The 21,007-nt window shown below is 63.4% G+C and carries 18 protein-coding genes and 1 pseudogene; 10 read left to right on the top strand and 9 right to left on the bottom strand.

Annotation, left to right across the window (positions count from 1 at the left end; translation table 11 throughout):
* The 7 genes and pseudogenes from JAO74_RS18465 to JAO74_RS18435 form a co-directional block, all read right to left on the bottom strand.
* Positions 1-203, bottom strand: a pseudogene (locus JAO74_RS18465) (electron transfer flavoprotein subunit beta/FixA family protein); the annotation flags it as partial.
* A complete protein-coding gene (locus tag JAO74_RS18460) occupies positions 196-597 on the bottom strand; it encodes a hypothetical protein (protein WP_199041808.1) in 402 nt (133 codons plus the stop codon). The gene JAO74_RS18460 and the pseudogene JAO74_RS18465, both read right to left, overlap by 8 nt.
* Before the next feature lie 256 nt (positions 598-853).
* Positions 854-1,726, bottom strand: a complete 873-nt coding sequence (locus JAO74_RS18455; protein WP_199041804.1) for an SGNH/GDSL hydrolase family protein — start codon at positions 1,724-1,726, stop codon at positions 854-856.
* Positions 1,727-1,748: 22 nt separating this feature from the next.
* Positions 1,749-2,618: an alpha/beta hydrolase gene (locus JAO74_RS18450; RefSeq protein ID WP_199041801.1), complete on the bottom strand. Its 870-nt coding sequence runs from the start codon at positions 2,616-2,618 to the stop codon at positions 1,749-1,751.
* 278 nt (positions 2,619-2,896) lie between these two features.
* Complete coding sequence (locus JAO74_RS18445; RefSeq protein WP_199041799.1) at positions 2,897-3,949, bottom strand: alpha/beta hydrolase; 1,053 nt, start codon at positions 3,947-3,949, stop codon at positions 2,897-2,899.
* On the bottom strand, positions 3,946-5,310 hold the full coding sequence (locus JAO74_RS18440) for a glycoside hydrolase family 1 protein (protein WP_199041796.1): 1,365 nt from the start codon (positions 5,308-5,310) through the stop codon (positions 3,946-3,948). Before JAO74_RS18440 ends, JAO74_RS18445 begins: the two co-directional genes overlap by 4 nt.
* An 81-nt stretch (positions 5,311-5,391) precedes the next feature.
* On the bottom strand, positions 5,392-7,704 hold the full coding sequence (locus JAO74_RS18435; RefSeq protein WP_199041793.1) for a TonB-dependent receptor: 2,313 nt from the start codon (positions 7,702-7,704) through the stop codon (positions 5,392-5,394).
* 94 nt (positions 7,705-7,798) lie between these two features.
* Between JAO74_RS18435 and JAO74_RS18430 the strand changes: the two genes are divergently transcribed.
* The gene (locus JAO74_RS18430; protein ID WP_199041790.1) at positions 7,799-8,497 is read left to right on the top strand and encodes a TetR/AcrR family transcriptional regulator; all 699 of its coding nucleotides are present in this window, start codon (positions 7,799-7,801) and stop codon (positions 8,495-8,497) included.
* Positions 8,498-8,568: 71 nt separating this feature from the next.
* Here JAO74_RS18430 and JAO74_RS18425 read toward each other — a convergent pair whose 3' ends face one another.
* Complete coding sequence (locus JAO74_RS18425; protein WP_233151238.1) at positions 8,569-9,069, bottom strand: acyl-CoA thioesterase; 501 nt, start codon at positions 9,067-9,069, stop codon at positions 8,569-8,571.
* A 98-nt stretch (positions 9,070-9,167) separates the two neighbouring features.
* On the opposite strand from JAO74_RS18425, the gene JAO74_RS18420 reads away from it, so the two are divergent.
* Positions 9,168-10,295 carry a zinc-dependent alcohol dehydrogenase family protein gene (locus JAO74_RS18420; protein WP_199041787.1) on the top strand — a complete coding sequence of 376 codons (1,128 nt, stop codon included), beginning with the start codon at positions 9,168-9,170 and terminating at the stop codon, positions 10,293-10,295.
* Entirely contained in the window at positions 10,292-11,662 is a 1,371-nt protein-coding gene (locus JAO74_RS18415; protein ID WP_199041784.1) for an aldehyde dehydrogenase family protein, read from the top strand. The genes JAO74_RS18420 and JAO74_RS18415 overlap by 4 nt, the downstream gene beginning before the upstream one ends.
* Before the next feature lie 12 nt (positions 11,663-11,674).
* Here the strand turns inward: JAO74_RS18415 and JAO74_RS18410 are convergent, their stop codons facing one another.
* Positions 11,675-12,301 (bottom strand): TetR/AcrR family transcriptional regulator, encoded by a 627-nt coding sequence (locus JAO74_RS18410; RefSeq protein WP_199041781.1) that lies wholly within the window; start codon positions 12,299-12,301, stop codon positions 11,675-11,677.
* A 106-nt stretch (positions 12,302-12,407) separates the two neighbouring features.
* Here JAO74_RS18410 and JAO74_RS18405 point away from each other — a divergent pair, with 106 nt between their 5' ends.
* The 7 genes from JAO74_RS18405 to JAO74_RS18375 are packed head-to-tail and all read left to right on the top strand — an operon-like array spanning position 12,408 to position 20,702.
* On the top strand, positions 12,408-13,859 hold the full coding sequence (locus JAO74_RS18405) for a flavin-containing monooxygenase (RefSeq protein WP_332908858.1): 1,452 nt from the start codon (positions 12,408-12,410) through the stop codon (positions 13,857-13,859).
* Positions 13,856-14,674: an SDR family NAD(P)-dependent oxidoreductase gene (locus JAO74_RS18400; RefSeq protein WP_199041775.1), complete on the top strand. Its 819-nt coding sequence runs from the start codon at positions 13,856-13,858 to the stop codon at positions 14,672-14,674. Before JAO74_RS18405 ends, JAO74_RS18400 begins: the two co-directional genes overlap by 4 nt.
* Before the next feature lie 2 nt (positions 14,675-14,676).
* Complete coding sequence (locus tag JAO74_RS18395) at positions 14,677-15,663, top strand: alpha/beta fold hydrolase (RefSeq protein WP_332908857.1); 987 nt, start codon at positions 14,677-14,679, stop codon at positions 15,661-15,663.
* Complete coding sequence (locus JAO74_RS18390; protein WP_199041772.1) at positions 15,660-16,535, top strand: crotonase/enoyl-CoA hydratase family protein; 876 nt, start codon at positions 15,660-15,662, stop codon at positions 16,533-16,535. Before JAO74_RS18395 ends, JAO74_RS18390 begins: the two co-directional genes overlap by 4 nt.
* A gap of 11 nt (positions 16,536-16,546) precedes the next feature.
* Positions 16,547-18,325 (top strand): acyl-CoA dehydrogenase, encoded by a 1,779-nt coding sequence (locus JAO74_RS18385; RefSeq protein ID WP_199041769.1) that lies wholly within the window; start codon positions 16,547-16,549, stop codon positions 18,323-18,325.
* On the top strand, positions 18,322-19,041 hold the full coding sequence (locus JAO74_RS18380) for an NAD(P)H-dependent oxidoreductase (protein WP_199041766.1): 720 nt from the start codon (positions 18,322-18,324) through the stop codon (positions 19,039-19,041). The genes JAO74_RS18385 and JAO74_RS18380 overlap by 4 nt, the downstream gene beginning before the upstream one ends.
* A 35-nt stretch (positions 19,042-19,076) precedes the next feature.
* The gene (locus JAO74_RS18375) at positions 19,077-20,702 is read left to right on the top strand and encodes a long-chain-fatty-acid--CoA ligase (RefSeq protein WP_199041763.1); all 1,626 of its coding nucleotides are present in this window, start codon (positions 19,077-19,079) and stop codon (positions 20,700-20,702) included.
* The last annotated feature ends 305 nt before the right edge of the window (positions 20,703-21,007 follow it).

Below are 21,007 nucleotides of genomic sequence, written 5' to 3'. Positions count from 1 at the left end.
GCGAGCGCGGTGCGCAGCGTTTCCTGCGACTTCTGCTCACCGATCGACACGACGACGATCTCGGTGACCGCGCCCTTCTCCTTCAGACGGATCGCCTCTTCGACCGCGATCTCGTCGAACGGATTCATGCTCATCTTGACGTTCGCCAGATCGACACCCGACCCGTCCGCCTTCACGCGGGGCTTCACATTATAGTCAAGCACACGCTTGGACCAGCATCGTCATGAACACGCCGATCGACAGGATCATCGACAAGTTGGCGGCACGTGCTGAATCGAACCGCGCCAGCAGGCTCAGGAGACGCTGTTGCTCGGCAGTCGGCGCGACACGGCCCGAGGCGATCTGCGCCTTCAGCCCGATAAGCTGCTGCAGATCGATCGCTGCATCCGCACCTCGGAAATGGTGGGCAAACTCGATCTGCTGCACGTGCAGCGGGATGATCACATTGATCAGCGCACCCCAAAGCCCCGCAATGGACAGCGCAGCCAGCGCGAGGAAGAGCATGTAGCGTCTGAAAGCGGGGCCGTCCCGATATTCGGGAGAAATTCGATGACCCATCGCTGTCGTCTCCCGTGCAAACGCGACGCCCACCGTCATATGCCCAGTACCGAGCTTGAAGGCCCGGATGCGCGCGCTGTCCCGGTACGCTCCACGGTTTCGCCCGAAGGCTCCCCGAACAGCCAAGGCCTTGCCTGCTCGAGCGCCAAGCAGTCAGAATTGAAGAAGTTACCTTCGACCTGATGCGCGTTGGCCGCCGAGCCCCGGAGAGAGCCGTCCGAAGAACCTGCCCTGGCCATGAAGAACTCAATTGATGTTTGTCGGGCGCCATCTTGCCACTCGTGCGGAGACGCCATCAGATACGGCCAAGCGCAGCGACGATTGCACCCGCCGTCGCTTTGGCGCCTTCCCGATTGGGATGAAACGGCGACTGGCTAATCGTTCCCCACCCCTTTGTCCAAGGCGTGGCGGAGCAGGCACTATGATCGGCCCCGATTGCGGTCATGTCCACGACGATCGCGCCCTTCTTCTTGCCGACCATCCGGGTCACGGCAGCCAGCCCAGCCTGCACCTGCCGCATGACGTCGGCTTGCGATGCCGAGAGGCGAAGCTGCGGACATGTCCCGGTTGGCGGCAGCACGGCGGGATAGGTCGCCACGACGATCCTGGCCCGGGGCGATCGACGACGGATCTCCCGGAGGAGCGCCGTCAGTGTGCGCTGCAGCTTTCCGAAGTCACGCTCCGCAGGCGGAGGCGGTCCGCCCCACAGCTTGCGTACTGCCCAGCCCAAAGCGGTGTCGGAGTTGGCAGTCGACATTAGATACAGGTCGCGGACAAAGCCGACATCGTTACCGCCTGCCGTCAGCGTTACGAGCCGGGTTCCGCTGCGCAGCGTACGGATCTGCGCTTCCTGATAGAACTGCCCGCCAACCAGGACGTGCGCGGTGACCGAGCCGCTGCATGTCATGTCGACCAGCGACAATCCCAGCTTTCGCGCCAATCGTGGGGGATAGCCGGCGTCGCTTCGCTGGCACAATCGAGGACTTCCCGGCTGACGCGGTCCCAAACCTGCACCGGCGGCATAGGAACTGCCCAGCGCAACATACTGCGGAATTCCGGTCGGCGTTTTGCGGGCGTCCAGGATGAGCCAGGCCGCAAGAGCCACCGCGATGGCTGCCAGAAGGGCGAGGAAGACCATCAGGCGTTTGAGCAACCTGCCTTTGGTCATTGATCATCTCCTTGCGCGGCGTTCACTCGGACATGCCCGCGATGCCGGCGCGCAACCATGTTCCCAGCCGCGCCACCGCGCGTTCGCCGTCCGGCGTGCCGGGCCGATCGAGTGGAGCGTGTTCCGAATGGGAAAGCACATCATGCCACACCGTGACTCCCGCTTCCGTCAGCCGGGTGACATAGGGTTCGCTGCTGCGACGCAGCGCATCGCGTCCGCACGTCAGTACATACGTCGGGGGCAAACCAGACGGATCGGCAAGCCCGGGCGCGACATAGGGATCGTCCCAGCGTGCCGCGCCGGCCCATGTGGCAAACATCTCGGCGATCCATTCGTCCGCTGGCAGCTTCGACGCGCTGAGCTCGGCCAGCATGTCAGGGGTGGCCGGAGGCAGACGACCCTCAAGCACTGGATAAGCCAGATACAGCGAAGCGGGGAGCGCCTTGCCGGTATCGCGCAGCCTTAGTGTCGCTCCGGCAACAAGGCAGGCTCCAGCACTACCACCGCCGAGGTGCAGCTGTTCTCGCGTCACACCGAGAGTTTCTGCGCTGTCGCAAGCCCATTGCCAAGCGGCCAGCACATCGTCCTGAGGTGCTGGATAATGCACCCCTTCGATGCACATGCGGTAGTCGACCGAGAGCACCGGAATGCCGCCAGCAGCCAGCTTGATTGCCGGCCAATGCGCTTCTCTCGCATCGAGACTACCAATGATGAACGCCCCGCCATGCACCCAGACCAACGCCGCTGTCGGTGCAGGGCTACTTTCGGGGGGCAGATACAACCTGGCACGCACCCGGCCGCGGCTGTCATCGTGGATGTCGCGAATGCGCACCGCGCGCAGGTCAGGTCTGTCCGTCAGAAGGTTCGCTTGCCATCGCTTTCCATCCGACACTCCCCCTGCGGCTTCAACGAGCCGCAGAACATCGCGAAAAGGCGGCAGGTTCGCGCTGACGCCGCCACCGACCAGATCGAGGATACGCTCACGCAGCGGCGCGGGGAGCGCCTTGAGTGCGCGGATTCCATAACCGATTGCGGCGAAGAGGTTGCCACCACGACCCGGCGGAAGCGGATGTTCGGCAGGTGTCTGGGTAATGACCGTTCTTCCTTCAGCTAACCGGCATCGCTGCCTGTCGCGCTGGCAAGCGCAACAGCGGCGCGCTGTAATCTCAGTCAGTGCTTATCGAGATAGGTATCGAAAAATGCGGCAGCGCACTTGATCGACGACGCAGTCTCCGGCGTGTTCGGAATCAAGGCTTGAAATACGTGCGGCATGCCCTCGTAAAGATCGAGCGCCGCCTCATGACCACCGCTTCGGATCGCCTGATATTGCCGCACGAAGTTGCTGACAAAGATTTCGCGCGTGCCCCCCTGAATCAGCGTTGGCGGGAAGGCTTTTGTGTAGTCACCGTAGACCGGGGAAACGTAAGGGTTCCGCTGATCAGCCAGCGCTGCATAGGCGTCAGCGCCCCACTTGAGGCTCTTAGCGTCGAGCGACGGATCGGCCGCGGCGAGGGTCGTATAGGTATCTCCGGTGTCGGTGATGTCGGCCCAAGGCGACAGGAGGTACAAAGCCCCGGGAAGCGGTACATTCTGGTCGCGCATCTTGAGCACGGCGCCGGCGACGAGCCCCCCACCAGCGGAGTCTCCGAGCATACCGATTTGCTTTGGCTTACGGGTCCCGAGAACGCCCTTGTAGGCTGCGATCACCTGATCGGTCGCGGTCCGCCAATTGCCCCGCGGCGCCAAGGTATAGTCGACCGAGATCACTTCATCGCCGCTCGCTACCGCCATTAAGGCCGGCACCGTCAGCGACGTTCGCGCCGAGAAGAGGACGTACCCCCCGCCATGCGCGTAGATCAGCGTCCGGTTGCGAGGGGTGTAGCCCGGCGGTCGAATCCGCAGAACCGGCACGCCACCGACCACGGCTTCCTGAACCAAGAGGCCCAGACCGTCGGTGCTGGCCTTTACCATCGGGCCGATCACGGCGCTCGCACGAGCGTTGCGTTGATCCCAGTCCTCCTGGGTGACGGGTGCGACTTGTGGCGCCTGAGCCATCTGCTTCAGGAAGCCATACACCTGTTCGAGTGCAGCCTTCGCCTGTGTCGAGACGGTGGCAGGAATTTCATACCGCAACGTCTTCTCCGTTTTTACAACCGGCACTTGCGCGGCGACGGACGCTGCCGCGCTCATGGCGACGATCAGCAGCAGCGATCTGCCCTTCACAGCGAGCGCCTCTGCTTCGCAATGCCACCAAGGTGGCGTGCACTGGGTTTCGGCGTGCGGACGAATGTCTTTCGATCGACGGCGACAAGGCCGAACTTCTGTGAGTAGCCAGCCGTCCACTCAAAATTGTCGAGCAGCGACCAGTGAAAATACCCGCGGATGTCGATCCCGTCCGCCTTGGCCTTTTGCAGGGCGTTCAGAGCCCCATCGATATAGGCAACCCGGCGGGTGTCGTCGTCAGTCGCGATGCCATTCTCCGTGACGTAGATCGGCTTGCCGATCCGCTCGGCCGCAAACCGTACGGTATTGCCAACCGCCTGGGGGTAGAACTCGTACCCTGCCCCTGTCTTCTCGGCGCCGTCGGGTGGTGGCAAGGGGCCTTCGGTGCCTACCCGGATACGCGTGTAGGTCTGAACACCAACAAAGTCGCACACTTTGGCCGCGTCCAGCCAAGGGCCGTATAGCAGGTCAGCGACTGCCGATGCCTTGTTAGAATCGCCAACGCCCTCGATCGCCTGCATGCTGATCGTCAGTCCGACTGGAAAGTCGCCGGGCCCGGCTTTCAAAGCCGCCACAGCGCGTCGATGGGCTTCGACCATGTTTGCTTCGGATTTGGCAAGATCACCTAACAGGACGTTGGCAAATCGATCCGAACCAGACGCCTTGGCGCACGCATCCAACATCGCCTTGACGCCCGCTTTGGCTTCCGGCGTGTCGAGATGAAACAGGAACTGCGCAAGACGGCCGATATTGCACTCGTTGAAGGTCGTCGCGGCAGACATCAACGGCCCAAGACGCTCCGCGACCTTCTTTGCGAAACGCTCAAACTGAGCAGGGCTTTCTGCATTTTCGAACCCGCCACGGGCGGCGAACCAGCGCGGCACCGTCCAGTGGCTAAGCGTCACCATGGGTGCGAGGCCATGCTTGTGGCAAGATTCGAGGACGCGGACGTAATGGTCGAGTTCGGCCTCGGAAAACCGTCCCGGCTCCGGCTCGATCCGCGCCCATTCGATGCCGAACCGATGGGCGTTGAAGCCAAGCCCGGCTGCTAGGGCGGCATCCTCTTCGTAGCGGTGATAGCTGTCGCAGGCGTCGCCGGACGGCTCACGGAACAGTGTCGGTTTGACGGTCTCGGCCAGCCAGAAGTCCGAGTTGACGTTATTTCCCTCGATCTGATGCGCCGACGATGCGGTGCCCCAAAGGAAGGTGCCTGCCACCGGCACCGGCCGCTTGCCAGCGGGCGCTGTCCCGGTTGCGCCCACTGCCCCGGCAGCCAACGCGGCCGTAAGACCAAGCGAACCGCTCACGACGTGCCTGCGCGTAACCGCATGCTGGCCTTCATTATGGTCATCGTTGTGCATCCGATATGTCCTGATAGAAGCGAGCAAGTCACGGTGGGGCAGCGTTGAAACGTCAGCCCGACCACCGTGATCTCGTCTCCGTTAGAAGCGGGCGTCCAGCGACAGCCCGATTACGCGACGAGACTCCGGACCTGCGAACTGCGAGAACGACAGCGGGTCGAGCTGCTGCGCCGCGATCGGCGTCGCAAAGCGCGTCGAGGGGCGGAATGTGTTGAAAAGATTGCGCGTGAATACCGACACGCCGAACTGCTGATCAGCGGTACGAACACCGAGGCGGCCACCAAAGATTGCAGCGCCGTCGACTGCCAGGATCGCATCGTTCGTAGCGTTGAAAAACTGCTTCGATCGGTAAACCATGTCCGCCTGTACGAAGGCGTTCAGCGAGCCCGAGACGGCGGTGCTATATTCGCCGCTGGCGGTGACGCTCCACTTAGACGAGCCGACAAGCTGCTTACCTTCTGCGCTGGCTACCGCATTGCGGAAGTTGGCAATCGAGTAACCCTCGCCATACTTAGCATCAAGGTACGTCACACCCAGATTGGTCGTTAGCCCCTTGGCCGGTCGACCAAATAGCTGGGCAGACACGCCCTTCGACGTTAATTCCGGGGCATTGCCGAAAACGAACGCCGGGATCGACGCGTCGAAGAACTGCGCCTGGAAATTGTCGACCTTGGTATAGAAGGCTGTAGCATTGATGGCGGCTCTGCCGCCCGGCAGCGTTGCCTTGAAGCCGATCTCACCTGACTTGGGGATTTCTGGCTTGACCAGAAGCGGCGTTGCGGCGCTGGTCGCCGTGTCGTTAGTCGCCGGTCCCTTGTATCCCCGCGTGTACGTTGCGAACGCCATGATGTCGGACGTCACGTCGTACTGCGCGCCAACACGATAGGAGAAGTAGGTATCCGCAGCGCGAGCACTGATCGCCGTCGACGGCGTGAACGCAGCAAGGGCACCAGGGACCGTGGTCGAACCTGGCGATGACGATCGCACATCCTCACGCCCAAGCCGCCCCCCCAGGATGAAGCGAAGCCGGTCGTCTACGTTGATCGTCGCCTGACCGAAAGCCGCATAGCTTTCGGTGCTGGTCGCAGACGGCCGCGACTGGCCCAATGTCAGGCCGCAGAGAGCGGCTGCGGGCAAAGGGCAAGCGCGGATCAACGGCAGATCAGCCAGAATCTGACCCGACTGAGTGATAACGTTGTTCAGATTGCTCTTAAAGTAGAACAGGCCGCCTACGTACTGAACGGTGCCCGTGCTCGGTGACGAGATCCGCAGTTCCTGGCTAAAGTTGCTGATCCGATCGTTTGTACGCTGGAACAAGCGGTTGGCAGTGGTGCTATCGACATCCTGGTTATTGTTTGTCCGCGAACGGCGTAAAGCCGTGATCGACGTGAGCGTCGGACCACCGAGGTCGACGTCGACCTGACCGGAGAAACCATAACTCGTTGCCGAGGTGAGGTTGCTTGGATTGACGCAACCTTCCTGGTTTTTCGGTCCGACCTGAACACCGCAGGCGTTCAAACGGGCCGTAAGCAGACTGGTCGGGCTCGAAGAGTAAACTGCCCAAGGCGTACCTCCATTCACGTCACTGTCGGTATAGTCGGCAGCGAGGTTGACCGTGATGCTCGAGGTTGGTTCCCAAAGGAAGCGAGCGCGTCCAGCTTTGGCTTCGCGACGACCATAGGTGCCGTCGAACAGATTGCGCTGAACCTGAGGGTCCTGACTGTATGACCCCGTGACGCGTAGCGCAGCGTTAGAGGCAATCGGGAGGTTTACCGCGCCGCGTGCGATGTAGTTGTTGCGAGTGCCGATGTCCGCGTGCGCGATCACCTCGACCCTGGACGGATCGGGTGCATTGGTGACGATGTTGATGACGCCCGCTGACGAGTTCCGCCCAAACAGCGTGCCTTGAGGGCCTTCGAGCACCTCGACCCGTGCGACGTCGAACAGCAGCGGCGGATTGGTCGAGGTGTTTGCCAGCGATACACCATCGACAACGACGCCAACGCTGCCTTCGGACGAACGCGAGAATGAGAGACCGCCAATGCCACGGATGCTGAGGGCGCCGAAACCGGGAGGACCCGCGTTGTTCAACGCCGGCGTGGTGCGAGCCAGATCCTCGACGGCATTGACGTTCTGGCGCGTCAACTGCGCCCCGTCGACTAGGCTGACCGTCACCGGGACTGACTGAAGTCGTTCTTCGCGCCGGTTGGCCGTTACGACGATGTCGCCGACAGAGCCCTGCTCCGCGGTGGTTTCCGGTGGTAATTCGTCACCCGGCACTTGGACTTGGGCAGAGGTCGCTCCGGCCTGAGTTTCGGCCGATCTGGTTTGCGCCTGCGCGGCGCCGGCAATTGCCAGCAGGCTGCAACCAGCCAGAACATGAACGAACTTCATCGATCCTCTCCCGTGCGTTTTTATGTCGGGATGTGTCCCGTTAAGCGCTCCTTCGCATTGATATTACGAACACGCAAGTATGTTTGTTTGGTTGTTGGCGAACAGCCTTGTCGGTAAAGCCGCGATGCGCGCATTAAGACGCGACATGACGAGAGAGGCTCTGATGGCTACGCGCCTGCGTCGCACCCAAGAAGAACGAACCAACGAGACCCGAGCCGCGCTCATGGAGGCCGCGGTCAGTGCGGTGCATCGGCTGGGGTATGGCGGAGCGACGACGGCGCTTATCGCTGATGAAGCCGGAGTGTCGCGAGGTGCCCTGACCCATCACTTTGGCTCTCGCGCCGAACTGATGGCAACGGTTGTGCAGTGGGTCTACGAGAAGGAACTCGAACTCTACCGCGACCTGCTCGCTGATGGATCCCGCGGCCAGCGGGTATCAGACTGGCCAGACATTGTTTGGGAAGTGCTCAGCAAGCCATCAGGCCTGGCGGTTCTCGAAATTCTCCAAGCCACGCGAAGTGATCGCGAGCTCGCCGAGCGCGTTAAGCCTGTTCAGATGGCCATCGAACAGGCCGGCATTGAAACGATGCAGGCCCGCTTTGGCGGAGACGACGATACGCGGCGTGCCACCGTGAGGCTTATCATCTGGGCTATTCGTGGCCTTACGATTGAACAGATGCTGGTATCAGATCCCACGGGTGTGAAGGCATCGGTGGATCTTCTACGCCTGCTTCTCGAGCGAGCCGCGCCAACTGGATCGATGGATGATCTTCAGCCGGTGCACCGGTCATAGCAGCGTCGGTGATGAAGGGGTGCCAGCTCCCGCTTATCGCGTGGGAAAACAAGCTAATAGCGTCCAAGGCCTCATGGGCAGCTCAGGCTCTCCATTCGCTTGCGCCACGCGCTCGGCAGCTCCTTGGGGCGACGACTGTCGCGGCCGACATAGACATGCGTAAAAAATGCCTCGGCAGCAGCATTGTCCGTACCGGGGACGAAGGCTCCCAGCCGATACGTCACGCTGGAAGACCCAATGCGCGAAACCGAAAGGCCAATCTCTACTGGTTCAGGATAGGTAATCGACCGTGTGTATCGGCACTGCGTATCGACCACCAGGCCGATCGGGTCCCCGTTTGCCACGTCGAGCAAGCCCGCACTGATGAGCCAATTATTCACTGTGGTGTCGAACCAGTGGTAGTAGATCGCATTGTTGACGTGGCCGTAGGCGTCGTTGTCGCTCCAGCGCGTGGTGATGGTTTGCCACCAGAGGTAGTCGGCACGGGGCCGGAGTGCGTCACGTGTTATCGCTCGTTCCTCTTCTACAACGTCTCGATCTCGTTGTTGACCATTCCAGCGTCGTGGCGTCAAATCAACCAGCTGCGCGATCTCCCTAGAAGCGACGCAGAGTGTCCAAGTGTTTGGTATCGGCCCGCTACAGAAGCGCTTCCAAATGGATTACCAAAGTCATGAAGATAACGGCAGCCGTCCTGCGGCAACCGGGTGCGCCCCTTCCCTACGCCAAGAGCCGCCCACTTAATATCGAGCAACTATCCCTCGATCCCCCGGGACGCGACGAGGTGCTGGTTCGGGTCGTAGCTGCCGGATTGTGTCATTCCGATCTGTCGGTCATTAATGGTGACCGCCCGCGCCCCTCGCCCATAGCTCTGGGTCATGAGGCGGCGGGTGTGATCGAAGCTCTGGGCAACGGCGTAAATGACCTTGCGATCGGCGACCATGTCGTAATGGTCTTCATGCCGAGCTGTGGCCATTGTCTGCCCTGTTCTGAAGGCCGCCCAGCACTGTGTGGTCCGGGAGCCGCGGCCAACGTCGCGGGCACGCTGCTGAACGGCGACCGGCGGCTGAGCGACGATACGGGCGCAGTCTACCATCATCTGGGCTGTTCGGCGTTCGCAAGTCACGCGGTCGTCTCCCGCCGATCGCTCGTGAAAGTGGATCGCGATCTGCCGCTCCACGAGGCCGCGCTGTTTGGATGTGCTGTCCTCACCGGCGTCGGCGCCGTCGTGAACACCGCGGATGTAAAGGCGGGGCAGACGGTCGCGGTCGTCGGCCTCGGCGGCGTTGGTCTGGCCGCAGTACTCGGCGCTGTGGCCGCGGGTGCAGCGCAGGTCATTGCGATCGACATGCTCGAGGACAAGCTGACGCTGGCGCGCGGACTCGGCGCGACCACGACGATCCCGGCCGGCGCGGATGCGGCCGCGCAGGTCCGCGCGCTGACGAACGGCGGGTGCGACGTGGTGCTGGAAATGGCGGGGTCGCTTCGGGCGCTGGAAAGCGCGGTGGCGATGACTCGGCGCGGCGGCCTGACCGTCACCGCCGGACTGCCCCCGCCCGATGCCGCGCTTGCCGTCAACGTCGTCGCGCTGGTCGCAGAGGAGCGCACGTTGAAGGGCAGCTATATCGGCACTTGCGTGCCCAGCCGCGACATCCCTCGCTATGTTGCCCTCTATCGCGCCGGCCGCCTGCCGGTCGACCAACTGGTCAGCGGCTATCTGACGCTCGACGACATCAACATCGGGTTCGACGAACTCCATTCCGGCCGTGCCGTCCGGCAGATCATAAGGTTCGACACATGACGCGCATCACGTCGATCAACCCGGCGACCGGCGAGCCTATCGGCGACCATGCCCTGCTGGACGCCGCTGGTATCGATATTGCGCTCGACCGCGCATGGGCGGGCTGGCACGCTTGGCGCCCCGTTCCGGTCGCGATGCGCGGTGAGCGAATGCAGCGACTGGGCGCGATCCTGCGCCGCGACGCAGAGGCGTTCGCGCGCACGATCGTTGGGGAAATGGGCAAGCCTATTTCGCAGGCTCGTGGCGAAGTCGAGAAGTGCGCCGGGCTGTGCGACTGGTATGCCGCGAACGGTGCCGCGATGCTCGCGGACGAGCCGCTGCCTGTCCATGACGACGGCGCAGCGACGCTGGTGTGGCAACCGATCGGTCTGGTCTTTGCGGTGATGCCGTGGAATTTTCCGATCTGGCAGGTCCTGCGCGCCGCGGTGCCAATCCTCCTCTCCGGCAACGGGTTCGTCCTGAAACATGCTGACAACGTGCTGGACTGCGCCGGATTGCTGGCGGACGCGGTGATCGAGGCCGGGTTCCCCGAGGGGGTGTTCACCAACTTGCCGATCGCCCAGGACGACATCCCGCGGGTCATCGCGGATCAACGTATTGCCGCGGTGACAGTCACTGCCGGGGTCGCAGCGGGGGCGGCGATCGCAGCCGAAGCGGGCCGCCACATTAAGAAATCCGTTCTCGAGCTCGGCGGCATCGATCCGTTCATCGTGCTGGCGGATGCGGATATCGACGCGGCGGCCAAGGCTGCGGTACGGTCGCGCTTCCTCAACACCGGGCAGGTCTGCATCGCCGCCAAGCGCCTGATCGTCGAAGCCAGCGTCGTTGAGGTGTTTACCGAGAAGGTCGTCGCGCTGACGAAAGCCCTGACAATCGGCGATCCGATGAACGCCGACACCTTTATCGGTCCAATGGCTCGTGCACGCGGCCGCGACGAGCTTCACCGCCAGGTTTGCGCGAGCGTGGCGCAAGGCGCTCGACTGCGGATCGGCGGGCAGGCCATGGACCGCCCGGGAAATTACTACCTGCCGACCGTACTGACTGGCGTAGAGCCGGGAATGACCGCCGCGCGCGAGGAGCTCTTCGGGCCCGTCGCCGTGATCATGACGGCCAGCGACGCAGAGCACGCGGTGGCAATCGCGAACGGCACCGAATTCGGCCTGTCGGCAGCACTTTGGACGAGCGACGCGGAGCGCGGCCAACGCCTCGCCCGAGACATCGAAGCCGGTGCGGTCTTCGTCAACGGAATCTCGGCGTCCGATCCGCGCGTCCCGATCGGCGGGATCGGCAAGTCCGGTTATGGGCGTGAGCTGTCCTGGTTCGGCTTGCGCGAGTTCGCGAATGCAAAGCTCGTCTGGACGCGCTGATCGATCACTGGCTCAACTCTGATCGGTGTCGTCTGCCAGACCGGCAAGACGGCAGAGGACGAGGGCCGTTTCGATCACCTGCTCGATCGGACGCGCATATCCCTCTGCACCCCAAGCGAGCGCGATGTGCAGCAGACCCCCTGACACACCTCGTCGGAGGAGAAGATCGGTCGATAACGGCCCGCGATGCTCGGGGTCGAACACCGTTACGAACGGTTCTGAAAGCGCGAACAGCGACGCCTCAAACGCACGGTCGATCTCCGCATCGACCCCCACGATTTCGACGAGGAACACACGGGCAGCGGTTGGGTTCGCCGCCAGCGCACCGAAATAGGCCCGAAGCAATCGTCGAACCCGGTCATCGCGCGGTTCATCAGACGCATCCGCTCGCATGATTTGATCACGCAACGCAGATACGACGCGGTCGAATGCAGCAAGCAGCAGTGCTTCGCTATTGGCAAAGCTCTCATAGAAATAGCGCTCGGTCAGTCCAGCATCGCGGCAGACGGCGCGTACACCGGTGTTGCGAAAGCCGAGCGACCCATAAAGCCGTGTTGCCGAGACGATCAGCAACTCGCGGCGTTCCGCGCGGCGATCCTCCTGCGTTCGTCCGGTCCAGCGTCTAGAGGAGCTTGCCATTCACCGCTGATAGCAGAGTTGACAATGACAACAACCGTTGTCATGTTTGATAGCAGTCATGGAGAGGCTGCCGATGTCACAAGTTGAACATCTCGATGTCCTGATCGTGGGCGCCGGCCTGTCCGGGGTCGATGCAGGCTATTGGCTGAAGACGAAATCGCCCGATCGCACCTGGGCCATTTTCGAAGCGCGCGACGCGATCGGCGGCACCTGGGACCTGTTTCGTTATCCGGGCATCCGCTCCGACTCCGATATGACGACACTGGGTTTCCCTTTCCGTCCCTGGCACGGGGAGAAAGCGATCGCGGACGGTGCGGACATCCGCGACTATATCGAGGATACCGCACGTGAGTTCGGTATCGATCGCAAGATCCGGATGCGTCATCGCGTGACAGATGCTGCCTGGTCGTCGACCGATGCGCTGTGGACGATCTCCTACGTCGCGGATGGCGAGCCTCGCCGCATGACGTGCAGCTTTCTGTTCCTGTGCTCCGGCTATTACGACTACCAGGAAGGGTATTCCCCGACTTGGCCTGCGCTCGACACCTTCGACGGTGACGTCGTTCATCCGCAGTTCTGGCCCGAAGACCTGTCGGTCATCGGCAAGAGGGTGGTCGTGATCGGTTCGGGCGCAACCGCCGTCACGCTCGTTCCCGCGCTGATCACCAAGGGCGCTGCCCATGTCACTATGTTGCAGCGTTCGCCGACCTATATCGTCTCTAAGCCCGCGCACGACGAACGCGGCGAGAAACTTCGCAGCCGCCTGCCCGCGGGTATCGCGGACGCGGCGATCCGTTGGAAGAACATCGGCTACAGCATCCTAGTGTACAACGTCTCCCGCAGGAAGCCGGACGTCGTCAAACACAAGATCGCCGCGCAGCAGAAGGATCTGCTCGGTCCCGACTTCGACATCGCTCGCCACCTGACGCCGAAGTACAACCCCTGGGATCAGCGGCTGTGCCTCGTTCCCGACGGCGATCTGTTCACGGCATTGCGCGCCGGCCAGGCGACGATCGTGACCGACCAGATCGAGCGGTTCACCCCGGAGGGCGTTCGCCTGCAGTCTGGCGAGGAACTGAAGGCGGACATCGTCGTCACCGCGACCGGGCTCAAACTCAAGATGATGGGCGGCGCATCGATCACCGTCGATGGCAAGACCGTCGAGCCCGGCATGCGATTGCTTTACAAGGGCGCGATGCTCGAGGGCGTTCCGAACTTCGCCTTCGCGGTCGGCTATACAAATGCCTCGTGGACGCTGAAATGCGATCTGACCTCGCAATATGTCAGCCGCCTGCTCAATCACATGGCCGCGCACGGTCAGTACAGCGCCACGCCGATCGCACCCGAGGGTGCCGCGCTTGAGGAATCGATGCTCGATCTGCAATCGGGCTACGTCAAGCGCGCGCAGAACATGCTTCCGCGTCAGGGTGACAAGGCGCCGTGGAAAACTCACCAGAATTACGTCCGCGACCTACTTGCCTTCCGCACCGGCCGGATCGACGACGGGGTTCTGCAATTCGACACGCGCGATACCGGTGTTCGGGAGCAGGCGGCATGAGCAAGCGGTTCGCCCTAGACGGCAAGGTCGCCGTCGTCACCGGCGCGGCGGGTGGGATTGGTCAGGCGATCGCACGATCGCTGGCGAAACGCGGCTGCAACGTCGCGCTCGCCGACCTGAACGACGAAGGTCTCGAACAGACCGCACGCCTGATCGGCAACAGCGTTCGCGTAACCCGTCACAAGCTCGACGTCGCGAATGCCGACGCGGTCGCGGCCTTCCCTGCCATCGTGAAGACCGCGCACGGCCATGTCGATATCGTCGTCAACAACGCCGGCGTCGCGCTCGGCGGGCGGTTCGATCAGCTGACCGAGGAAGAGTTCGACTGGGTCGTCGGCATCAACTTCCAGGGCGTCGTGCGGATGTCGCGCGCCTTCCTGCCACTATTGAAGGAGCGCGAGCAGGCGCAACTGGTGAACCTGTCCAGCCTGTTCGGCATCATCGCCGCCCCCGGCCAGACCGCCTATGCCGCCGCCAAGTTCGCGGTGCGTGGCTTCTCCGAAGCGCTGCGCAACGAACTGCTGGCCGAGAAGTCGCCGGTTGGCGTTACGGTGATCCATCCCGGCGGGGTCAAGACCGGCATCGCGCAGAACGCCCGCGTCGCCGCTGCGGTAACCGAGGCGGAGAAAGCCGTCGCACAGGTGCGCTTTGCCAAGGCGCTGAAGATGCCCGCCGACGAAGCCGGCGAGATCATCGTCCGCGGAATCGAGCAACGCCGCCCGCGCGTCCTCGTTGGTTCCGACGCGAAGCTGGCGTCTGTCGTCGAACGGATCATGCCCGTCGGATACTGGCGGCTTCTGGGAAGGATGGCCTGACCGTGCGTACATCGACGATCGTCAAATCCGGCGCACTCGCCGGCGCCGGCATCATCGGCGGTCTTATCGCCTTCAGCAGCCTGAGCGCGCGGAGCGCGGAGCACCGCGTACCGCCGGAAGGACGATTCCTCGACGTCGACGGCGCGCGGCTGCACTATATCGATATCGGCTCGGGGCCCGTGATCGTAATGATCCACGGACTGACCGGACAACTGCGCAACTTCACCTATGCGCTGACCGAACGGCTCGTGTCCGACTACCGCGTGATCGTCGTCGATCGGCCGGGCTCGGGCTATTCGACCTACAACCGGGTCGGGGGACGTGGCCTCGATGCGCAGGCGGCGATCATCGGTCACCTCATCAAGGCGCTCAAACTGGATCAGCCGTTGCTGGTGGGACATTCGCTCGGCGGGGCGATTGCCCTGACGCTGGCGACGAAACGCCCCGAGCTTCTGGGCGGGCTGGCGCTGGTCGCGCCGCTGACCCAACCGATGGACGATGCCCCCGACATCTTCCTGCCGTTGGTCAACCCTTCCCCTGTCCGCCGCGCGATCATCGCCCGGACGCTCGCCGTTCCGCTGGGCAAGGTGAAGCGCAAGCGTACGCTGGAAACCGTCTTCGGCCCGGATCCGGTGCCCGCCGACTTCGGCGAGCGTGGCGGCGGTTTCCTGGCGAGCAGGCCATCGGCGATCTATGCCGCCTCGACCGAGATCTCGAACGTCGGCGATCTTGCGGAGATCGCGCCACTCTACCGTGATATCGCGCTGCCCGTCGGCATCCTGTTCGGTCGTGGCGACCGGATCCTCGACCCAGAACTTCACGGCGCGAAAACCGCTGCGACCATTCCCGGTGCGCGATATGAGGCGATCGACGGAGGCCACATGATCCCCCTCACCGCGCCCGACGCGACCGCATCATGGCTTCGTCGTCAGGCTGGACGCGTGCCGGGCAATTCGATGGCCGCCCTTCCGCAGGAGACCGCACGATGATCTATTCAACGCTGCGCACCTCGCTCGACGACGGCATCTTGCTCGTCACGCTCGACCGCGAGGACCGGATGAACGCCTTTACGCCCGAGATGGCGGACGAACTGGAATCCCTGTTTCGCGGCGTGAACGACGACGACGCGGTGCGCGCCGTGATCGTCACGGGTGCAGGCAAGGCGTTCTGCGCCGGGATGGAGCTTGGCGCGGAAGGCAACGTCTTCGGCTTGGCCGAAACGCTGACGCCAACAATGGACGATTTGCGCGAGCGGCTAGACGATCCCGCGATCCGTAGCGGGGTGCGCGACACCGGCGGCCGCGTGACGCTGGCGATCTACGACTGCCTCAAGCCCGTCATCGGCGCGATCAACGGCGCCGCGGTCGGCATCGGCGCGACGATGACGCTGGCAATGGACTTCCGGCTGGCATCGAAGAAGGCGCGGATCGGCTTCGTCTTCGGCCGGCTGGGCATCGTGCCGGAGGCCTGCTCGAGCTGGTTCCTCCCGCGGCTGGTGGGTGAGCAGGCCGCGCTGGAATGGACGCTGACCGCCGACATCCTCGATGCGGAAACCGCCCTTAAGGGGGGATTGCTTCGTTCGATCCATGACGATGCGGACGCGCTGCTGGTCGAGGCAAAGGCACTGGCGCACCGCATCGTCGATGGTCGCTCCGCGGTCGCGATCGCGCTGACGCGTGCGATGATCCGTCGCAACCCTGCCCTGCCCCACCCGGTCGAAGCGCATCGAATCGACTCGCTGGCGATGTTCTACACCAGCATCGGCGACGGGAAGGAAGGCGTCGACGCCTTTCGCGAAAAACGCGCACCCGACTTCAAGTCCAAGGCGTCAACGATGCCCGCCTTCTACCCTTGGTTCTGAACGGACACGCCATGACCTATCGCGCACCGATGGCCGAACAGATGTTCGTGCTCGAGACCACCGGCGAGATCGATCGCCTCGCCGAGCTGCCCGGCTTCGAGCATGTCGATGCCGGCATCGCCGCGGCGGTGCTCGACGAGACACGCAAGCTGGCCGAGGACGAACTCTACGCAGTCAGCAGGATCGGCGACCAGCAGGGCTCGACTTGGACAGACGGCGAGGTCCGCTTGCCCGATGGGTTCGCCGTGGCCTACGCGAAATGGATCGAGGGGGGCTGGAACGGTATCGAAGCGCCCGAGGCCTGGGGCGGTCAGAACCTGCCGCTCACGCTGTCCGCGATCATCCAGGAACAGATGTTCGCCGCCAACGTCGCGCTCAGCCAGATCATGTCGCTGACCGCAGGCGCCGTCCGCGCGATCGCGGCGCACGGCTCCGAAGAGCTGAAGGCGACGTACCTGCCGAACATGGTGTCGGGCGAATGGTCGGGCACGATGAACCTCACCGAACCCGGCGCAGGTTCCGACGTCGGCGCGCTGCGCACGATCGCGCAAGTCACGGACGACGGCAGCTACCGCATACGCGGCGCCAAGATCTACATCACCTTCGGCGAGCATGACGCGACGAAGAACATCGTCCACCTCGTCCTCGCCCGCATCGTTGGCGCGAGCGAAGGCACGCGAGGGATCAGTCTGTTCCTGGTGCCGAAGTTCCTGCCCGATGCGGACGGCAGGCCCGGCAAGCGCAACGACGTGCGCTGCACCGGGATCGAACACAAGCTGGGGATGCGCGGCTCGGCGACGGCGTCGCTAAGCTACGGCGATGATGACGAATGCGTCGGCTATCTGGTCGGCGAGCCGCAGGGCGGCATCCGCGCGATGTTCACGATGATGAACCATGCGCGGATCGGCGTCGGCATCCAGGGCGTCGGCATTGCCGACGTCGCCTATCAGAAGGCCGCACGCTATGCGCAGGAGCGGGTCCAGTCCGCGCCGCTGGAAGGCGAGCGGACGCCGGTGCGCATCATCGACCACCCCGACGTCCGCCGCAACCTGATGACGATGCGCGCGCTCGTCGAGGGCGCGAGGGCGCTGGCAGTCTACAATTCGCTGCAAATCGACCGCGGGCATGCAGCCACCGGTGATGAGGCCCGCGCCGCGTCCGCGCGCGCTGAACTGCTGACGCCCTGCACCAAGGCGTTATGCACTGACATCTCGCTCGAGGTCAGCAGCCTGGCGATCCAGGTATTCGGCGGAATCGGCTTCATCGAAGAAACCGGAATTGCGCAGCATTACCGCGATGCACGCATCCTGCCGATCTACGAAGGCACCAACGGCATCCAGGCGCTTGACCTTGTCCGGCGCAAGCTCCGGCTCGAGAATGGCGAGACGTGGCGCGCGCTGCTCGACGAGATCGATACGGACGCGGCCGGTTGGCGTACGGTGCCTGCGCTGGCGGCCGGGGCGGCGGTGCTTGTCGAGGCGTCCGCGACGCTGCGGGCGATCACCAATCGTCTTCTCGACCTTGGGATCACGGACGCGGCAAGCGGGGCAACACCGTATCTGCGGATGTTCAGCCTCGTCACCTGTGGCTGGCTGATGGGCCGTCAGGCTGCGGCAGCCGTGGATCGACTTGCCGCCGCGGACGGCGACCCGGATTTCCTGTCGGCCAAGATCGCTACCGCCGCGTTCTTCCAGCAGCAGGTGCTGACCGAGGTGTTCGCGTTGCAGCACCGCGTCGCCGCCGGCGCCGAGCCGCTGTTCGCCATTCCCGACTCGCAGTTCCCGGCATGAGGGCGCACATCGTTCACGCGCATTCGGAGTCGGATTCGTTCGTCTCGGCGATGCGCGACGTGATCAGCGAACGGCTGAAAGCGATCGGCGCGACCGTATCTCAGTCGGACCTTTATGCGATGGGGTTCGATCCAGTCCTGTCGCCCGCCGATTTCGGCGAGCGCCGCGAACCCGACCATCTCACCTATGCGCTCGAGCAGCGGCACGGCTTCGAGACGCGGACGCTGGCGCCCGACCTCCTCGCCGAGATCGACAAGGTGCTGGCCGCCGACCTGCTCGTCTTCACCTTCCCTGTCTTCTGGTTCAGCGTGCCCGCGATCCTGAAAGGCTGGATCGACCGGGTCTTCATTTCCGGGCCCTTCTATGGCGGACGGAGGATCTACGGCGCGGGCGGCCTGGCCGGGAAGCGCGCGCTGGCGGCGTTCAGTCTGGGCGGACGCGATCATATGTTCGGCCCCGGCTCGATCCATGGCGACCTCGAGACGGGGATGTTGCGTCACTTCCTGCAAGGCTCGCTCGGCTATGTTGGTCTCGACGTCCTCGAACCGTTCGTCGCCTATCACACACCCTATGTCGCCGCGGACGAACGATCGCGCATCCTCGTCGCGCTCGGTGACCACGTCGATCGTCTCGATCGATTGCCCGTCATGGCGATGCCCGATCTCGACGCCTTCGACCCCGGCTTCGCACCGAAGGTCGCGACCACCTCCGAATAAGCGCGAACTCGCGTCACATACAGAAGAGGACTGCCATGCCGTTGCGTTTCGCCACTCGCGCCAGCGAAGCCTACGACTTTCCGCTCACCATCGGACACCTGCTGGACGCGGCGCTTACATCGGCCGCCGACCAGGAGATCGTGTACCGCGACCGGGTGCGGATGACGTATCGCGACTTGCGCGTCCGGATCGGCCGGCTCGCTTCCGCGCTGGCCGGCCTGGGTGTCGGTCAGGGTACCGTGGTCGCGATGATGGACTGGGACAGCCATCGCTATCTCGAAGCATATTTTGCGATCCCGATGATGGGCGCGGTGCTCCAGACCGTCAACGTCCGGCTTCCCATCGCGCAGATCGGCTACACTCTGCGTCACGCCGAGGCCGAAGTGGTGATCTGCCACCGCGACTTCCTGCCCGCGCTCGAAGCTCTGTTGCCGACGCTCGAAGGCGTCACGGCCGTTGTGGTGATCGACGACGGCGCGGATGAACCTGCATCGTTCGCGGGAGCTGGCGAGTATGAAGCGCTGCTCGCGGCTGCGGATCCCGTCTTCCCGTTCGTTGAGTTCGACGAGAATGCACTCGCAACGACTTTCTATACGACGGGCACGACCGGCGATCCCAAGGGGGTCTGCTTCTCGCATCGGCAGATCGTCTTGTTGGCGCTCGCCACCAAGGGTCCGTTTGGGACGACGCGTGACCCCGGCTTTGGGATCGGCGACGTCTACATGCCGTTGACGCCCATGTTCCATGTCCATGCCTGGTGCCTGCCCTACGTGGCCACGCTTCTAGGCGTGAAGCAGGTCTATCCAGGCCGCTACGAAGCAGACATGATCTGCCGGCTTCGAACGACCGAGCATGTGACCTATTCGCATTGCGTGCCCACGGTGCTCCAGATGATCTTCGCCGCGGCGGACAAGGCCGGCACCGATCTGGTCGGGTGGACGATGACGATCGGTGGCTCGGCCTTGACGCACGCACTGTGGGAAGAAGGGAAACGTCGCGGCATGTCTATCGGCGCGGGCTACGGCATGTCGGAGACCGGCCCGACGCTCACGATGGCGCGTCGCAACACCGGTTCTGCCGACGCGGCATCCGACGTCGATGCCCTCACGCCTGCCGGCATCCCGATCGCACTGGTCAGCTTGCGTGTCGTCGACGAAGCGATGTGCGACGTGTCGCACGACGGCGTCTCGCGCGGCGAGGTCGTCGTCCGCGCTCCGTGGCTGACGCCATGTTATATCGGCAACGCTGAGGCGTCTCGCGAACTGTGGCGCGGCGGCTGGATGCACACTCAGGACGTTGCCACGATCAGCTCGAGTGGACGGGTCGTCATCTGCGATCGCTTGAAGGACGTAATCAAGACCGGTGGGGAATGGATTCCATCACTGGAGTTGGAGGATCTGATCGCCAGCCTGCCCGAAGTTGCCGAAGTTGCAGTTGTTGGCGTACCGGACAAGCGATGGGGTGAGCGTCCGGTTGCAGTGGTCGTAGCCGCGGTCGGCGCACCATCGCTTGATACGATCAACACGCCGATAACTGCAGCGATCGAGCGTGGCGATCTAAGCCGTTACGCACGGCTAGACCGTGTCGAGATTGTCGATGCTCTACCCCGGACCAGCGTGGGAAAGATCGACAAGAAGGCGCTCCGCTTTATGCTGACTTAGTCCACGACGGTCGTTTTGCCGCCAAGTATGGGTGTTCAAAGTAGTAGTAAGTTACGACCCGGATTCTACATAGCGTTCCAGCTATGTAGCATCGGGGTATACCCTCGATAGCCTATCGCACGATTGGGGCTCTTATGACCTTGATCGAGTCCAATAGCCCAGCCACCCACGCCGACTTTATCGTGCCTCCACATTGGCGTATTTACTGACGGGTCCGCCTACAGGAACTGCTGCCCGGCATGATCGCGGAAGGCATCATGGTTGCGGACATAGGCGCTAAGGATGTCGAGTGACTTATGCCGGCT

The organism is Sphingomonas mollis (genome assembly GCF_016427505.1).
Lineage (GTDB): Bacteria > Pseudomonadota > Alphaproteobacteria > Sphingomonadales > Sphingomonadaceae > Sphingomonas > Sphingomonas mollis.
The sequence above is the reverse complement of the archived record's forward strand: the minus strand, read 5'-3'. Positions and strand labels throughout refer to the sequence as shown.